At 71.3% G+C, this 13,629-nt stretch carries 14 protein-coding genes; 4 read left to right on the top strand and 10 right to left on the bottom strand.

The genetic code is table 11. From position 1 onward, the window contains the following. Positions 1 to 47: 47 nt before the first annotated feature. The gene (locus Plo01_RS19535) at positions 48 to 1,334 is read right to left on the bottom strand and encodes a Glu/Leu/Phe/Val family dehydrogenase (protein ID WP_203892078.1); all 1,287 of its coding nucleotides are present in this window, start codon (positions 1,332 to 1,334) and stop codon (positions 48 to 50) included. Positions 1,335 to 1,592: 258 nt separating this feature from the next. On the opposite strand from Plo01_RS19535, the gene Plo01_RS19530 reads away from it, so the two are divergent. Continuing rightward, positions 1,593 to 3,146 carry an alkaline phosphatase D family protein gene (locus Plo01_RS19530; RefSeq protein ID WP_203892077.1) on the top strand — a complete coding sequence of 518 codons (1,554 nt, stop codon included), beginning with the start codon at positions 1,593 to 1,595 and terminating at the stop codon, positions 3,144 to 3,146. 100 nt (positions 3,147 to 3,246) lie between these two features. Here the strand turns inward: Plo01_RS19530 and Plo01_RS19525 are convergent, their stop codons facing one another. From Plo01_RS19525 to Plo01_RS41020, 6 genes are all read right to left on the bottom strand, one after another. After that, positions 3,247 to 4,185, bottom strand: a complete 939-nt coding sequence (locus Plo01_RS19525; RefSeq protein WP_203892076.1) for a cyclase family protein — start codon at positions 4,183 to 4,185, stop codon at positions 3,247 to 3,249. 96 nt (positions 4,186 to 4,281) lie between these two features. Further along, complete coding sequence (gene rocD, locus Plo01_RS19520) at positions 4,282 to 5,493, bottom strand: ornithine--oxo-acid transaminase (RefSeq protein WP_203892075.1); 1,212 nt, start codon at positions 5,491 to 5,493, stop codon at positions 4,282 to 4,284. Between the two features lie 85 nt (positions 5,494 to 5,578). Next, positions 5,579 to 6,376: a dimethylargininase gene (ddaH, locus tag Plo01_RS19515; protein WP_203892074.1), complete on the bottom strand. Its 798-nt coding sequence runs from the start codon at positions 6,374 to 6,376 to the stop codon at positions 5,579 to 5,581. A gap of 110 nt (positions 6,377 to 6,486) precedes the next feature. Beyond that, positions 6,487 to 6,960, bottom strand: a complete 474-nt coding sequence (locus tag Plo01_RS19510) for an Lrp/AsnC family transcriptional regulator (protein WP_203892073.1) — start codon at positions 6,958 to 6,960, stop codon at positions 6,487 to 6,489. A 126-nt stretch (positions 6,961 to 7,086) separates the two neighbouring features. Then, positions 7,087 to 7,806 carry a DUF5941 domain-containing protein gene (locus tag Plo01_RS41025; protein ID WP_203892072.1) on the bottom strand — a complete coding sequence of 240 codons (720 nt, stop codon included), beginning with the start codon at positions 7,804 to 7,806 and terminating at the stop codon, positions 7,087 to 7,089. Next, positions 7,803 to 9,383 carry a CDP-alcohol phosphatidyltransferase family protein gene (locus Plo01_RS41020; protein WP_203892071.1) on the bottom strand — a complete coding sequence of 527 codons (1,581 nt, stop codon included), beginning with the start codon at positions 9,381 to 9,383 and terminating at the stop codon, positions 7,803 to 7,805. Before Plo01_RS41020 ends, Plo01_RS41025 begins: the two co-directional genes overlap by 4 nt. A 168-nt stretch (positions 9,384 to 9,551) precedes the next feature. Here Plo01_RS41020 and recO point away from each other — a divergent pair, with 168 nt between their 5' ends. The 3 genes from recO to Plo01_RS19485 all read left to right on the top strand — a co-directional run bounded on the left by recO (position 9,552) and on the right by Plo01_RS19485 (position 11,508). Beyond that, a complete protein-coding gene (recO, locus tag Plo01_RS19495) occupies positions 9,552 to 10,289 on the top strand; it encodes a DNA repair protein RecO (protein WP_203892070.1) in 738 nt (245 codons plus the stop codon). Beyond that, a complete protein-coding gene (locus Plo01_RS19490; protein WP_203892069.1) occupies positions 10,286 to 11,059 on the top strand; it encodes an isoprenyl transferase in 774 nt (257 codons plus the stop codon). Before recO ends, Plo01_RS19490 begins: the two co-directional genes overlap by 4 nt. Positions 11,060 to 11,148: 89 nt before the next feature. Next, positions 11,149 to 11,508 (top strand): cupin domain-containing protein, encoded by a 360-nt coding sequence (locus tag Plo01_RS19485; protein ID WP_203892068.1) that lies wholly within the window; start codon positions 11,149 to 11,151, stop codon positions 11,506 to 11,508. A gap of 117 nt (positions 11,509 to 11,625) precedes the next feature. On the opposite strand, the gene Plo01_RS19480 is transcribed toward Plo01_RS19485, so the two are convergent. From Plo01_RS19480 to Plo01_RS19470, 3 genes are all read right to left on the bottom strand, one after another. Further along, a complete protein-coding gene (locus Plo01_RS19480) occupies positions 11,626 to 12,174 on the bottom strand; it encodes a CGNR zinc finger domain-containing protein (RefSeq protein ID WP_203892067.1) in 549 nt (182 codons plus the stop codon). A 197-nt stretch (positions 12,175 to 12,371) separates the two neighbouring features. After that, entirely contained in the window at positions 12,372 to 12,761 is a 390-nt protein-coding gene (locus tag Plo01_RS19475; RefSeq protein WP_203892066.1) for a Fur family transcriptional regulator, read from the bottom strand. Continuing rightward, positions 12,761 to 13,591 carry a metal ABC transporter permease gene (locus Plo01_RS19470; protein ID WP_203892065.1) on the bottom strand — a complete coding sequence of 277 codons (831 nt, stop codon included), beginning with the start codon at positions 13,589 to 13,591 and terminating at the stop codon, positions 12,761 to 12,763. The genes Plo01_RS19475 and Plo01_RS19470 overlap by 1 nt, the downstream gene beginning before the upstream one ends. Between the last annotated feature and the right edge of the window lie 38 nt (positions 13,592 to 13,629).

Raw genomic sequence — 13,629 nt, 5'->3', positions numbered from 1 at the left:
GGTTCACGATCCGCGGGGAGACGGTTCCGCCGGCAGCCCGCGGGCCGTCACGGGTAGAGGCCGCGCATCCGGTGGGCCTCGGCGACCCGGCCCACGCCGATGACGTGGGCGGCCTGGCGCAGCGTGATGCCGCGCTCGGCCGACAGGGCCGCCACCGCGTCGTAGGAGTGCTCCATCAGGTCGCGGAGCTTGACCTCGACCTCGCCGGCGCTCCAGGAGTAGGCCTGCATGTTCTGCACCCACTCCAGGTAGGAGACGATCACACCGCCCGCGTTGGCCAGGATGTCGGGGACCACCGTGGTCCCGGCGTCGGCCAGGATGCGGTCCGCCTCGGGGGTGGTGGGGCCGTTGGCGCCCTCCACGATGAGGCGGGCCCTGATCCGGGGAGCGTTCTCCTCGGTGATCACGCCCTCCAGGGCCGCCGGGACGAGGATGTCCACGTCCAGCTCCAGCAGGTCGGCGTGGGACAGGGCGTCGGCGTGGCGGTAGCCGTACACGCCGCCGGTCTCCTCCACCCAGGCCCGCAGGCCGTCCACGTCGAGACCGGAGAGGTCGACCACCGCGCCGGTGACGTCGGAGACCGCGACCACGCGGCAGCCCGCGTCGGCGAGGTAGCGGGCGGCCAGCGCGCCGACCTTGCCGAAGCCCTGGATCGCGACGGTACGGCCCTCGGGCGAGCCCGGCAGCGCCTTGAGGGCGGCGATCTGCACGCCGCGCGAGGTGGCTCCGGCCCGGCCGAGCGAACCGCCGAGGGTCATCGGCTTGCCGGTCACCACGCCGGGGACGGGGTAGCCCGCGTTGACCGAGTAGGTGTCCATGATCCAGGCCATGGTCTGCTCGTCGGTGCCGACGTCGGGGGCCGGGATGTCCTTCTCCGGGCCGATGATCGGCAGGATCTCGTTGACGTAGCGCCGGGTGACCCGCTCCAGCTCGCGCGGGGTCAGCGAGGCCGGGTCCACGGCGACGCCGCCCTTGGCGCCGCCGTACGGGATGCCGACCAGCGCGCACTTCCAGGTCATCCACATGGCCAGCGCGGTGACCTCGTGGATGTCGGTGGAGGGGTGGAAGCGGATGCCGCCCTTGGCCGGGCCGCGGGTGATGTTGTGCTGGACCCGGAAGCCCTGCACGACGTCCATGCGACCGTCCTCGCGGCGGACGGGGACCGCGACGGTGAGCGAGCGGCGGGGGGTGGAGAGCATCGAGCGCAGTCCGTCGTCCAGGCCGAGCTGGTCGGCGGCCTGGTCGAGCTGGAAGAGCGCGGAGTCGAGGGCCTGGCGGCCCGGGGTGAGCAGGGACGTGGTGGCCGGCGTCGTTGACGGCACCGTGATCGACATGAAGGAGGTCCTCCATACGGGGGAGCGGAGCGCCGTTGCTCCGCTCATGGCGTTTTGTCATGATCAGCGTAGCTATGGGGGTTTAATCGCACCAAGGCAGACATGTTGCGTTCTCATGGCCGATCTTTGTGCGTTATGCCACTTACTTGCCGATCTGTTGTTATCGAGGAAAGCGGCTGGGCAACGGGAAAGGAACCTGCCAATATGGCAGCCCGTCCGGAGGATGTCCGCCAATGTGGAGCGACTGGGGGGATGGACGTGCCGGAACTTGTCGTGGGGCCGCTGCTGCGTTACGTCGACGGGACGAGCGCCTCGATCTGGGTCGAGACCAGCGAGCCGTGCGAGGTGACGGTCGAGGCGGGCCGGGCGCGGGCGAGCGCGCGGACCTTCACCGTGCACGGTCACCATTACGCGATCGTGGACGTGACCGACAGCGGGACCTACGAGGTCAGCCTGGACGGGGAGACCGTCTGGCCGCTCCCGGACCATCCGCCCAGCCGCATCCGGCTGCTCGGCCCGGACGGCCCGCGGAAGGTGATGTTCGGCTCCTGCCGGACCAGCGTGCCGCACGACGTGATCCACACGATCTCGCACGGGGTGGACGTCCTGCGCTCGTACGGCTGCCGCATGATGGAGACCTCCGAGGAGCAGTGGCCCGACATGCTGCTCCTGCTCGGCGACCAGGTCTACGCCGACGAACCCTCCGCCGAGATGCTGGAGTTCATCAAGAACCGCAGGGACGACGAGCCGAAGACCGAGATCGCCGACTTCGAGGAGTACGCCGAGCTGTACCGGGTGGCCTGGAGCGATCCGGAGATCCGCTGGCTGCTCTCCACCGTGCCCACCGCGATGATCTTCGATGACCACGACCTGCGCGACGACTGGAACACCTCCGCGGACTGGCGGGAGAAGATGGCCGCGGTCGAGTGGTGGCCGCGCCGGGTGGTCGCCGGCCTCGGGGCCTACTGGGTCTACCAGCACCTGGGCAACATGTCGCCCGCCGAGCGCGACGCCGACGGCCTGCTGGGCAAGCTGTGCGCCGCCGAGGGCGACGGGGCCGAGATCCTCGACACCTTCGCCGCGCACGCCGACGCGGTTCCCTCCGACAGCCGCTGGAGCTACGCCCGCGACCTGGGCTCCACCCGCCTGATCATGATCGACTCGCGGTGCGCCCGGCAGCTCATCCCCGGGGACCGGCGCATGCTGGACCCGGTGGAGTGGGAGTGGCTGACCGAGCAGCTGGCCAGGGAGGGGGCCGAGCGCATCCTGCTCGGCACCTCGGTGCCGTTCCTGCTGCCCTCCGGCATCCACCACGTGCAGACCTGGAACGAGGCCCTGGCCCAGGGCGCCTGGGGGCGCCGGGTCGCCCGCTGGGCGGAGTGGCTGCGCCAGGCCCTCGACCTGGAGCACTGGTCGGCCTTCCGCCGGTCCTTCGAGGACCTGGCGCGGTTGCTGACCCGGACCGGCAAGCCGGTGATCATCCTCTCCGGCGACATCCACTACTCGTACGCCGCCAGGGCCAGGAAGCACCCGATCCACCAGCTGGTCTGCTCGCCCATCCGCAACCCGCTGAGCCGTACCCTCCGCCTGGCCAACATCGTCGCCCAGTTCGGCATCGCCACCCTGATCGGCGGCTTCCTGGCCCGCACGGCCCGGATCCCCCGTCCCCCGATCAGGTGGCGGATCACCGACGGCCCCTGGTTCTCCAACGCGATCGCCACCCTGTCCCTGGAGGGCCCGGTCTCCGTCCGCTGGGAGACCGCCAGCACCACCGAGGTCATCGACGTCGCCACCGTGGAGCTCCCCGTCTAGAGGGTCGCTCTCATCCGTGGAAGCGTCATCAGCCGGATCGCTGGATCGCCGGGCCGCCGGATCGCGCAGCCGGGGCGTCGCGCCTCCCCGTGAACCGCGGTCAGAACGTGGCGATCGGGTTGACCGGGCTGCCGGACGTGCCGGCGAAGCGGACCGGCGCGACCGCGAGGTGGAAGTCCCACTGGCCGAGCTCGGCGGCCGTCGCCGCGCACGCCTCCAGGTCGCAGTTGTCGAGCATCCACAGGCCCATCGCGACGAGGCTCACGGCGTGGACCGGCATCAACACGCCTTCGTACCCCGACGGCTGAACGTCCTGGGTGGTGTCGGCGCCGATCAGCGCGACCTCCCGTTCACGCAGCCACGGCAGGCAGGACGCGTGCCACCCGGCCTGCGTGAAACCGCCGGCCGGACCGGTCTCGTGCCGGAGACGGCCGTAGCCGGTCCGCAGGAGCACCGCGTCGCCGGATCGCACGCGCACACCCTGGCGGCGCTCGGCCTCCTCGAGATCGTCGGGAAACACGCCCTGCCCCGGCTCCAGCCACGGCACATCCCGCACGCCCGCGATGTCCAGCAGGACGCCACGCGTGACGATCCCGTCCGCCGCAGCCGTGACGGCCGCCCACGCCGATCCCGTCGCGGCGTCGACCAGCGAGTGCGACCGCCCGTTGTACATCATGCCGTCCCAGAAGATGTGGCACGGCGAGTCGAGGTGGGTGAGGGTGTTGCCGTGGAACGTGACGCCGAGCCGCTCAACCGAGAAGCCCCAGTGCCGGTCGTCGCGGAATCCGGGCGCCGGCATGTTCTCGGCGCCCGGCATGTCGGCCGCGCACGGGCACGTCGTCGTCGACCGCTCCATGTCTCCCGGCACGGCGACCTCCCACGCGCACGACACGCTCCTGCCGCGGCGCACGGCCCGCGCCGCCGCCAGCCGGACGTCGTCGGTGATGTGGTTCAGGGTGCCGAGCTCGTCGTCGTCGCCCCACCGTCCCCAGTTCGACAGCGTGCTGAAGTATCCGAGCACCTCGTCCTGTGTGGGCATCGGTCGTCCTGCGGTCATCCCAGCATCGACTCCTCCGGTCACGCGGTTCGAGGCACCGCAGGCAGGGTATCCCGACCTCTCCCCGACCGGACGGGGTCAGCCGCCGAGTTCCCTGACGGCCTCGGCGAGCTGGTCGACGGCCCAGAGCAGGTCCTCCTCCGAGACGACGATCGGCGGGGCGAGGCGGATCGTGGAGCCGTGGGTGTCCTTGGCCAGCACGCCGCGGCGCATCAGGGCCTCGGAGACGTCGCGGCCCGTGCCCAGGGACGGGTCGATGTCCACCCCCGCCCACAGGCCGCGCCCGCGCACCGCCACCACGCCCCGGCCGACCATGCCGCGCAGCCGCTCGTGCAGGACGCCGCCGAGTTCCCTGGCCCGCGCCTGGTACTCACCGGTGTTGAGGATGTCGATGACCGCGCACGCCACCGCGCACGCGAGCGGGTTGCCGCCGAAGGTGGAGCCGTGCTGGCCCGGCCTGATCACGCCGAGCACGCTCTCGTCGGCCGCGACGGCCGAGACCGGGACCACGCCGCCGCCCAGGGCCTTGCCCAGCACGTAGACGTCGGGGACGACCCCCTCGTGGTCGCAGGCGAAGGTGTCGCCGGTGCGGCCGAGACCGGACTGGATCTCGTCGGCGATCATCAGCACGTTGTTCTCGGTGCACAGCTCGCGGATCTGGCGCAGGTAGCCGTCCGGCGGCACCAGCACCCCGGCCTCGCCCTGGATCGGCTCCACCAGGACCGCGACCGTGTCGTCGTCCACGGCCTCGCGGATCGCCTCGACCGACCCGTACTTCACGATCCTGAAGCCCGGCGTGTAGGGGCCGTAGCCGTCGTGGGCGTCGGGGTCGGTGGAGAAGCTCACGATCGTCGTGGTGCGGCCGTGGAAGTTGTCCTCCATGACGATGATGTTCGCCCGGTCGCGGGCGACGCCCTTGACCTCGTAGCCCCACTTGCGGGCGACCTTGATCGCGGTCTCCACGGCCTCGGCGCCGGTGTTCATCGGCAGGATCATGTCCTTGCCGGTCAGGTCGCCCAGCCCGGCGGCGAAGGCGGCGAACTGGTCGTGGAAGAAGGCGCGGCTGGTCAGGGTGAGCCTGCCGAGCTGCTCCCGCGCGGCCTCGATGATCTTCGGGTTGCCGTGGCCGAAGTTGAGCGAGGAGTAGCCCGACAGGCAGTCCAGGTATCGCCTGCCCTCGACGTCGGTGACCCAGGCTCCCTGCGCCTCGTGGATCACGATGGGGAGCGGGTGGTAGTTGTGCGCGCTTCGGCGCTCGCTGAGCTCGATGAGCTCGGCCGTGGTGGTCATCCGGATATCACCGTTCCCTCTGGTCTCATACTCTGCCACCTGGGCTTATTCCCGGATCGCCGGCGATTGCCGCCTGGGGGGCGTCTCACGCTCCCCGGATCTCCAGCGTGCAGCATTTCGGGCCGCCGCCCGCCTTGCGCAGCTCGGACAGCTCGACCGGGATCACCTCGAAGCCGCGGCGCTTGAGTTCCAGCTGCAGACCGGCCGCCTCGGCGTTGATCACCACGTGGGTCCCGTCGCTGACCGCGTTGAGCCCCAGCACGACCGCGTCGTCCTCGTCCGCGACGACGGCGTCGGGGAACAGGTGGCGCAGCACCTCCCGGCTGCCCGCGGAGAAGGCCCCGGGGTAGTAGGCCACGTTCCGGCCGTCCAGCGGGAACAGGGCGGTGTCCAGATGGTAGAAGCGCGGATCCACCAGGCGCAGCGTCACCACCGGCCGGCCGAGGAACTCCTGGGCCTCGCCGTGCGCGGTGACGTCGGTGCGGAAACCGGTCCCGGCCAGCACGAGGTGGTCGAGGACGAGGAAGTCGCCCTCGCCCTCGTTGGTGAAGGCCGGCTCGCGCACCCGGTCGTAGCCGTTGTCGGTGAACCACTTCAGGTACGCCGGTCCCTCGGCCGCCCGCTCGGGGTGCGTGAACCGCGCGCCGTACACCCGGCCGCCGACCACCAGCGCGCCGTTGGCCGCGAAGACCATGTCGGGCAGGCCCGCCACGGGATCGATCAGGCTGACCCGGTGGCCGAGATCCTCGTAGACCCCCCTGAGCGCCTCCCACTGCCGGACGGCCACCTCGCGGTCGGCGCCGGCCTCGGGGTTCATCCAGGGATTGATGGCGTACTCCACCGCGAAGTGGTCGGGCCGACACATGAGGTAGTGCCTCGTCATCGATAACCCCCGCAAAAGGATGTCGTGGTGAGAACGGCAACAGCCTAGGAAGGGGGCACACGCGGGCCAATAGCCCGATCTTGCGTGTCGGCGCAGGTCTCTTGCGAGTCTCAGGCGGGAGACGGCGATTCGTTGCGCGGGGTCGCGGAGGGGGCGTCGATCAGCCGGGAGAGCACGATGGAGCTCTTGGTGCGCACCACGAACGGCTCCGCCGCGATGCGCTCGATCACCCGCTCCACGTGGCGCACGTCCGTCGCCCTGATGTGCAGCAGCGCGTCCGCCTCACCGGTGATCGTGCACGCCGAGATCACCTCCGGGTGCCGGGCCACGGCCACCCCGATGTCCGCGGGGGAGGTCTTGCCCGCGCAGAACAGCTCCACGTACGCCTCGGTGGTCCAGCCGAGCGCGGACGGCTCCACCCGCGCGGTGAACCCGGTGATCGCTCCGGCCTCCCGCAGCCGGTCCACCCTGCGCTTGACCGCCGACGCCGACAGTCCCACCCGCTGTCCGATCTCCGCGTAGGTGGCGCGGGCGTCCTCGACGAGCGCCCCGATGATGTCACGATCCAGCCGGTCCAGTTCCACGCTGCTTTGTAACACAGCCGCCCGGCAGCGGGCCGACGGACGGGCCGGCGGAAGGCCGGGTGAGGCGGCCCGGACACGACGGAGGGCCGCGGCGTCATGCCACGGCCCTCGACGTCGTACGGCGGGTCAGGCGGGCTCGGCCTCGCCGGTCGCCTGCTCCAGCGCCTCCTCGGGGGAGGCCTCGAGGTCGGCCTCGGCGGAGGCCCGGGCCGTGGCCGACTCCTTGTCCAGGCGGACCCAGCTCGTCACGCTCTCGACGGCGAACATCACGCCCAGGTAGAGCGTGAGCACGGCCAGCACCCAGGTCAGCACGCCCAGCGCGGCGCCCGCGCCGATCAGCAGCAGCCGGAGCTCCCAGCCCAGGCCGGCCCGGAAGACCCAGGCGGGCGGCCAGATGCTCTGCCGGGTCCGGTAGACCGTGTCGTAGGTGTGGTAGCCGATCACGTAGACCAGCACGAACGCCAGCCACTTGGGCGCGCCGGCGGCCAGGGTCACCAGGACGATGATGAGGAACTCGGTGCCCCGGATCAGCGGCGGCACCAGCCAGTCGAGCTTGCCCAGGTGGTCGCGGGGCGCGGTGGGCAGCACCAGCGCGATCATGACCAGGGACGGGACGAGCAGGATCGGGCCGTCCTCCAGGAGCCCGGCGACCGCCATCGCCACGACCGCGAGCAGGGCGGCCAGCGCGGACGGCACCGGGGGCAGGCCCCGGCCCATCCGGTCACGGAACAGGGTGACCAGCGGGCCGTCGTCGCGGTAGGCGAGCAGGCGCGCGGTCTGCACGCGCAGGCGCTCCTCGTAGGGGTCCGGAGCGGGCGTGGCCTGCGGCTGGGGCTGGGTGATCATGCGAGTGACCTCATCAGACGTCCGGTGAGCGAGTAGGCGGCGCCGATCCCACCCCAGATGATCAGCGTCAGGAAGGTGATCCGGGCGTCGAAGAGGGCGCCGGCGATGGCGATGACGGCGAAGCGCTCACCGATCGGGAACACGATCATCTTGCGGGCCCAGTGCACGGCGCGGTACTTGCCCGCCTTGGTCCACATCTTCAGCAGGTTGCGGATGGTGCCGCCGTTCCGGGCGACCTTGCGCTCCTCCAGCGCCGCGCGGAGCGGGGTGTCGGAGCTGACCGACAGCGGCATGGAGGGCAGCGGCGACGGGGGCTTGCGCCGGTTGGCCGCGCCGAAGGAGAAGTCCAGCAGGTGCCGGATGGACTGGATGCCGAGCGCGATCAGCGCCAGCGTCCACACGTCGCCGACGCCCGAGACGGCCGCGCCGACCGCCAGCCCGGCGAAGACCACGTACTCCTTGAAGCGGTCGAAGGTGGCGTCCAGCCACGCGCCGAGAACGCCGAACTTGCGGGCGTAGCGGGCGAGCTGGCCGTCCACGCAGTCGAACACGAACGCGAAGTAGATCAGGATGCCGCCGGCGACCATCCCGGCGCGCGCGCCGGTGGCGAAGCACGCCGCCGCCGCCACGCCGAGCGCGATCGAGATCAGGGTGACCTGGTTGGGGGTGAGCCCCCGCCGGGCCGCCCAGCGGGCGATGAACCGCGAGTAGGTGCTGACGAAGTAGGTGGTGAAGAAGCCGTCGGCGCCCTTGACCGCGTTGTTCAGCCGGGCCCGGTCCTCGTTGAAGGCGGCCATGTCGGCCACGAACTGGTCGGTCTCGGCCTGCGAGGTCACCCGGCGGTAGAACAGGTCCCGCCGGCCCCGGATGCCGACGGAGACGCCCTTGCGCACCAGGCCCAGGATCAGGAGCTGGATCAGGTCGTCCTCGGGGCCGAACAGGTGGGCCATGTCGGCCAGTTCGCGGGCGGCCTCGGCGAGCGCGGGCGCGTGCCTGACGTTCAGGTGCAGCGGGCCGAGCAGCACCGCGTTGGGCCGGGTCACCGCGTGGTAGGCGGAGCCGACCGAGATCACCCGGGACTTGGCGGCGCGGGCCCGGACCGGGAGACCCTCGAAGAACCGGTCGCCGATCTCCGGCTCGGCCTCCTCGATGGGGACGTCCGGGACGATGAAGTCGCCGTTCTCGTCCTCTTCGCGGGGCTCCTTGGCGATCAGGGCGAGCGCGCCGCGCTTGGACTTGGTGATCTGGTAGATCAGCTCGTCGTGGACCAGCGAGTTGGCCGGGAGGATGAGCAGGTTCTCCGTGGCGCGCTCGGCCGCCTCGGCCACGGCGCGCAGGTCGCCGGCCAGGTCGGAGGTCTCCACGAGCCTGCCGGGGAACCCGCGGTAGGCGATGGCGTCGTCCTTGCGGGCGATCGTCACCGGCGCGGAGTCGAGCGAGGCGAGCTGGCCGTGGAGCTTGCCGATCACCGTGGGGCAGCCGGGAAGCGCGGGCAGGGTCAGCGCGGCGGGCGGCGCTGACGGGCCGGAAGCGGCATCGGGGCCGGGCGATGAGCCCAGCAGGACCACGCGGGGCATGGCACCCTTTCGTGCGGGGGTGGATCCGGGTTCGGACATGGCGGAGAAGGTCGCCAGAGGTCAAAGTTTAGTGAGTTCCAGGTGAACAGCACGCATCGGTGATGCTTCCGTGCTGCCTGACAACGTTTGGAGGCCTTCCACGCAGGTCTCCAGACTAAACTGGGGAAAGTGAGTCTGTACCGTGACGAGGGCGTCGTCTTACGCACCCACAAACTGGGCGAGGCCGACCGCATCATCACGGTCCTCACCAAACGCACAGGAAAGATCCGTGGCGTGGCCAAGGGCGTCCGGCGGACCAGCTCGCGGTTCGGTGCCCGGCTGGAGCCGTTCACCCACGTGGACCTCCAGCTGCACACCGGCCGCACGCTGGACGTGGTCACCCAGGTCGAGACCATCCGCCCGTACGGCGAGGCGCTCGTCGCCGACTACCCGCGCTACACCGCCGGCGTCGCGATGCTGGAGACCGCCGACCGGCTGATCGCGGGGGAGAAGGAGCCCGCGCTCCGGCAGTTCCTGCTGCTCGTCGGCGGTCTGCGCGCGCTGGCCGCCGCCGAGCACGAGGCCCGGCTGGTGCTGGACGCCTACTTCCTGCGCTCGCTGGCCGTGGCCGGATACGCCCCCGCGCTCGACGCCTGCGCCCGCTGCCAGGCCACGTCCGTGCGGGCGTTCGCCATCGTCGCGGGCGGCGTGGTGTGCGGGAACTGCCGTCCCGCCGGCGCCGCCGTCCCCGAGGGGGAGACCCTCGCGCTGATGCTGGCGCTGCTGAAGGGAGACTGGGCGGTCGCCGACGCCTCCGAGGCCCGGCACCGGACCGAGTGCAGCGGCCTGGTCGCCGCCTATCTGCAGTGGCACCTGGAACACGGCATACGCTCTCTCCGACACGTAGAAAGGGAGCCCGCCACGTGAACGTCCGCCCGCCCGCCCCGCATCCCTCCGGCGCCACCCCGCCGCCGATCCCGCGCGACCTCGTGCCCAGGCACGTGGCGATCGTGATGGACGGCAACGGCCGGTGGGCCAAGCAGCGCGGCCTGCCGCGCACCGAGGGGCACAAGGCGGGCGAGGCCTCGCTCTTCGACGTGATCGAGGGCGCGATCGAGCTGGGCGTCCCGTACCTGTCGGCCTACGCCTTCTCCACCGAGAACTGGAAGCGCTCGCCCGACGAGGTCCGCTTCCTGATGGGGTTCAACCGCGACGTCATCCGCCGCCGCCGCGACCAGCTGCACGCGATGGGCGTGCGGGTCCGCTGGGCCGGCCGTCCCGGGCGGCTGTGGAAGAGCGTCATCTCCGAGCTGCAGGACGCCGAGGAGATGACGGAGCGCAACTCCACGCTGACCCTGCAGTTCTGCGTCAACTACGGCGGCCGCGCCGAGATCGTGGACGCCGCGCTCAAGCTGGCCGAGGACATCGCCGCCGGGCGGGTCAAGCCGGGACGGGTCAAGGAGGAGATCTTCGCCCGCTACCTGGACGAGCCGCAGATCCCGGATGTGGACCTGTTCGTGCGCTCCTCCGGTGAGCAGCGCACCTCCAACTTCCTGCTGTGGCAGTCGGCCTACGCGGAGATGGTCTTCCTCAACCGGCTCTGGCCCGACTTCGACCGCCGCGATCTGTGGGAGGCGTGCGAGACCTACGCCAAGCGCGACCGCCGCTACGGCGGGGCCGTTCCCAACCAGCTCTAGACGTCGTACGGCGATCCCTGCGCCGCAGGTCACGGCCTTGTGATGGTTCTTCCCCGGTGCGAGACTGAAACTGACGAGGGGGGAACGTCATGATCGAAGTGAAGAGCATCGACAAGCCGGACGAGCGCCGGGACTTCCCGAAGGGGCACCTGGAGGTGTGCAACCTGACGGGGCTGAGTTTCGGCGTCGCCACGTTCGAACCCGGATGGCGCTGGTCGGAGTCCGTCAAGCAGATCGTCGGCACCGATTCCTGCGAGGTCCACCACAACGGGTTCGTCGTGCAGGGCAGGATTCACATCCGAATGAACGACGGCACGGAGACGGAGGTCGGTCCGGGGGAGGTCTTCGTCTGCCCGCCCGGACACGACGCCTGGGTCGTCGGCGACGAGCAGGTCGTGGCCTACGACTTCGCGGGTGGCGCCGCGGAGTACGCCAAGGCCAAGGCTTAGGGAGAGGGCTCGGGTTCCCGCCGGGTGAGCCCGCCCGGCGGGTTCTTCGTGTATTCCCGGCCTCTTCGCGTGGCTCTGCGGGCTCTTGGCCTTCGCGGCCCCGGCGCGCGGTCGGCCTCAGGCGCGGCGGCGGGCCCGGTAGGCCGCGACGTGCATGCGGTTGCCGCAGGTCCGGCTGTCGCAGTAGACCCGCGAGCGGTTGCGGGACTCGTCGACGAAGACGCGCTCGCAGCCGGGCGCCGAACAGGTGCGCAGGCGCTCCCACTCGCCCTCGACGAGCAGGTGCGCCAGGGCCACGCCCAGGTCCGCCGAGAGGTGCTCGCTGAGGGCGGCGCCCGGGGCGAAGTAGTGCACGTGCAGCGGGTGGCCGTCGTGCTCGGTGAGGCGGGGGGTGATGCGGGTCCCGCTCAGCAGGGTGTTCAGCCGGATGACGGCGGTGGCCTGGTCGGGGGCGGTGAAGACCTTGTGGAAGGCCTCCCGCAGGGCGCGCACCTGGTTCAGGTCGGCGGCGCCGAGGTCATCGACGCCGCTCACCTCCCACCGTTCCACGAACTCGCCGAGTTGTCCCAGATCGCTCAGACCGTCCTCGCCCCCGGTGGCGGGGGAGGTGTTGACCAGGTCGACGGCGGTGGCGAGTGAGTGCACCATGTCATGTCCGAATGGCATGTTGACTCCAGTTGGCTACGGTTGTGGCGGGGGTTGCGCCCGTACGGCGGCTCGCCGTCTGGGAAGCGTATCTCTCCGAAGCCGTCCGGGGGCCCTCCGCGACCGCACATCGCCGTACCGCCCGCGGAGTCCGGTCATCCTGCCGGCCCCGGGGAGCGCCGGCCGCACCCCGTGCCGGAGGTCGGTCCCGGCCGGTCTCAGCCGGCCTTCGCCGCGGCCGAGCAGGACGAGCAGGTGCCGAACACCTCGACGGTGTGGGTGATCTCGGTGAAGCCGTGCTCGGTGCCGACCGTCTCGGCCCAGCGCTCGACCGCGGGCCCGGCCACCTCCACGGTCCGCCCGCAGCGGCGGCAGACCAGGTGGTGATGGTGGTCGCCGCTGGCGCACGCCCGGTAGACCGACTCGCCGTCATCGGTGCGGAGCACGTCGACATGCCCGTTGTCGGCCAGAGCCTGGAGCGCCCGGTAGACCGTGGTCAGCCCGATCTTGGCTCCCTCCGCGCGCATCTCGGCGTAGACGTCCTGAGCGCTGCGGAAACCCTCGCTCTGGCGGAGGATCTCGTGGACGGCATCGCGTCTGCTGCTCATCAGTTGGACTCCTGAGGTCGGCTTCGGCGTACGAATCTACCGAGCCCGAGGGCCAGGACGAACCCTCCCAGCGCGAAGAGCACGATGAGGGCGCCCGGCGGGACCTCGACGTAGAACGACGAGGTGAGCCCGCCCACCGTGGCGGCCATGCCGCAGAGCATGGCCAGGAGCATGGTGCTGCGGAACCCCCGGGTGAGCTGCTGGCCGGTCGCCACCGGGACCACCATCAGGGCGCTGACCAGCAGCAGCCCGACCACCCGCATGGCGATGACCACGGTCAGCGCGGCGGTGATGGCGATCAGCAGGCTGAGGAAGCGCACCGGCAGGCCGCTGGCCTTGGCGACCTCCTCGTCCTGGCAGAGCACGAACAGCTCCCGCCCGAAGACGACCACCACGCCGAGCACGGCGGCCGCGAGCACGGCGATCACCCACACGTCCTGGACGGTCACGCTGCTGATCGAGCCGAACAGGTAGGACATGAGGGTCGCGTTGCTCCCGCCCGGGGCGAGCGAGATGAGCAGCACGCCCCCGGCGATGCCGCCGTAGAACAGCAGCGCGAGCGCCACGTCCCCGCCGGTCCTGCCGCGCTCGCGGACCAGCTCGATGGCCACGGCGCCGAGCACCGAGACCACGACGGCGGTCAGCACGGGGGCGGTCCCGGTGAGGAAGCCGAGCGCCACGCCGGTCAGCGCGACGTGCCCGATGCCGTCGCCGAGCAGGGCCAGGCGGCGCTGCACGATGAAGGTGCCGATGGCCGGGGCGGCCAGCCCGACGAGGAGCGCGGCGATCAGCGCCCGCTGCATGAAGTCGTACTGGAGCAGGTCGATCACGACGTCGCCTCCGGGCGGGCGGGAACGGGGGCGGGAGC

Origin of the sequence: Planobispora longispora (assembly GCF_016863135.1) — a bacterium.
Lineage (GTDB): Bacteria > Actinomycetota > Actinomycetes > Streptosporangiales > Streptosporangiaceae > Planobispora > Planobispora longispora.
Note: the sequence above shows the minus strand (reverse complement) of the source record. Positions and strands in the feature narration are given on the sequence as shown.

Coding starts and splice junctions, on each gene's coding strand:
- rocD (WP_203892075.1), bottom strand. CDS start 5,493: ATGACCACCACGGCCGAGCTCATCGAGCTCAGCGAGCGCCGAAGCGCG.
- Plo01_RS19475 (WP_203892066.1), bottom strand. CDS start 12,761: ATGAGCAGCAGACGCGATGCCGTCCACGAGATCCTCCGCCAGAGCGAG.
- ddaH (WP_203892074.1), bottom strand. CDS start 6,376: ATGACGAGGCACTACCTCATGTGTCGGCCCGACCACTTCGCGGTGGAG.
- Plo01_RS19485 (WP_203892068.1), top strand. CDS start 11,149: ATGATCGAAGTGAAGAGCATCGACAAGCCGGACGAGCGCCGGGACTTC.
- Plo01_RS41025 (WP_203892072.1), bottom strand. CDS start 7,806: ATGATCACCCAGCCCCAGCCGCAGGCCACGCCCGCTCCGGACCCCTAC.
- Plo01_RS19480 (WP_203892067.1), bottom strand. CDS start 12,174: ATGCCATTCGGACATGACATGGTGCACTCACTCGCCACCGCCGTCGAC.
- Plo01_RS19535 (WP_203892078.1), bottom strand. CDS start 1,334: ATGTCGATCACGGTGCCGTCAACGACGCCGGCCACCACGTCCCTGCTC.
- Plo01_RS41020 (WP_203892071.1), bottom strand. CDS start 9,383: ATGCCCCGCGTGGTCCTGCTGGGCTCATCGCCCGGCCCCGATGCCGCT.
- Plo01_RS19525 (WP_203892076.1), bottom strand. CDS start 4,185: ATGCCCACACAGGACGAGGTGCTCGGATACTTCAGCACGCTGTCGAAC.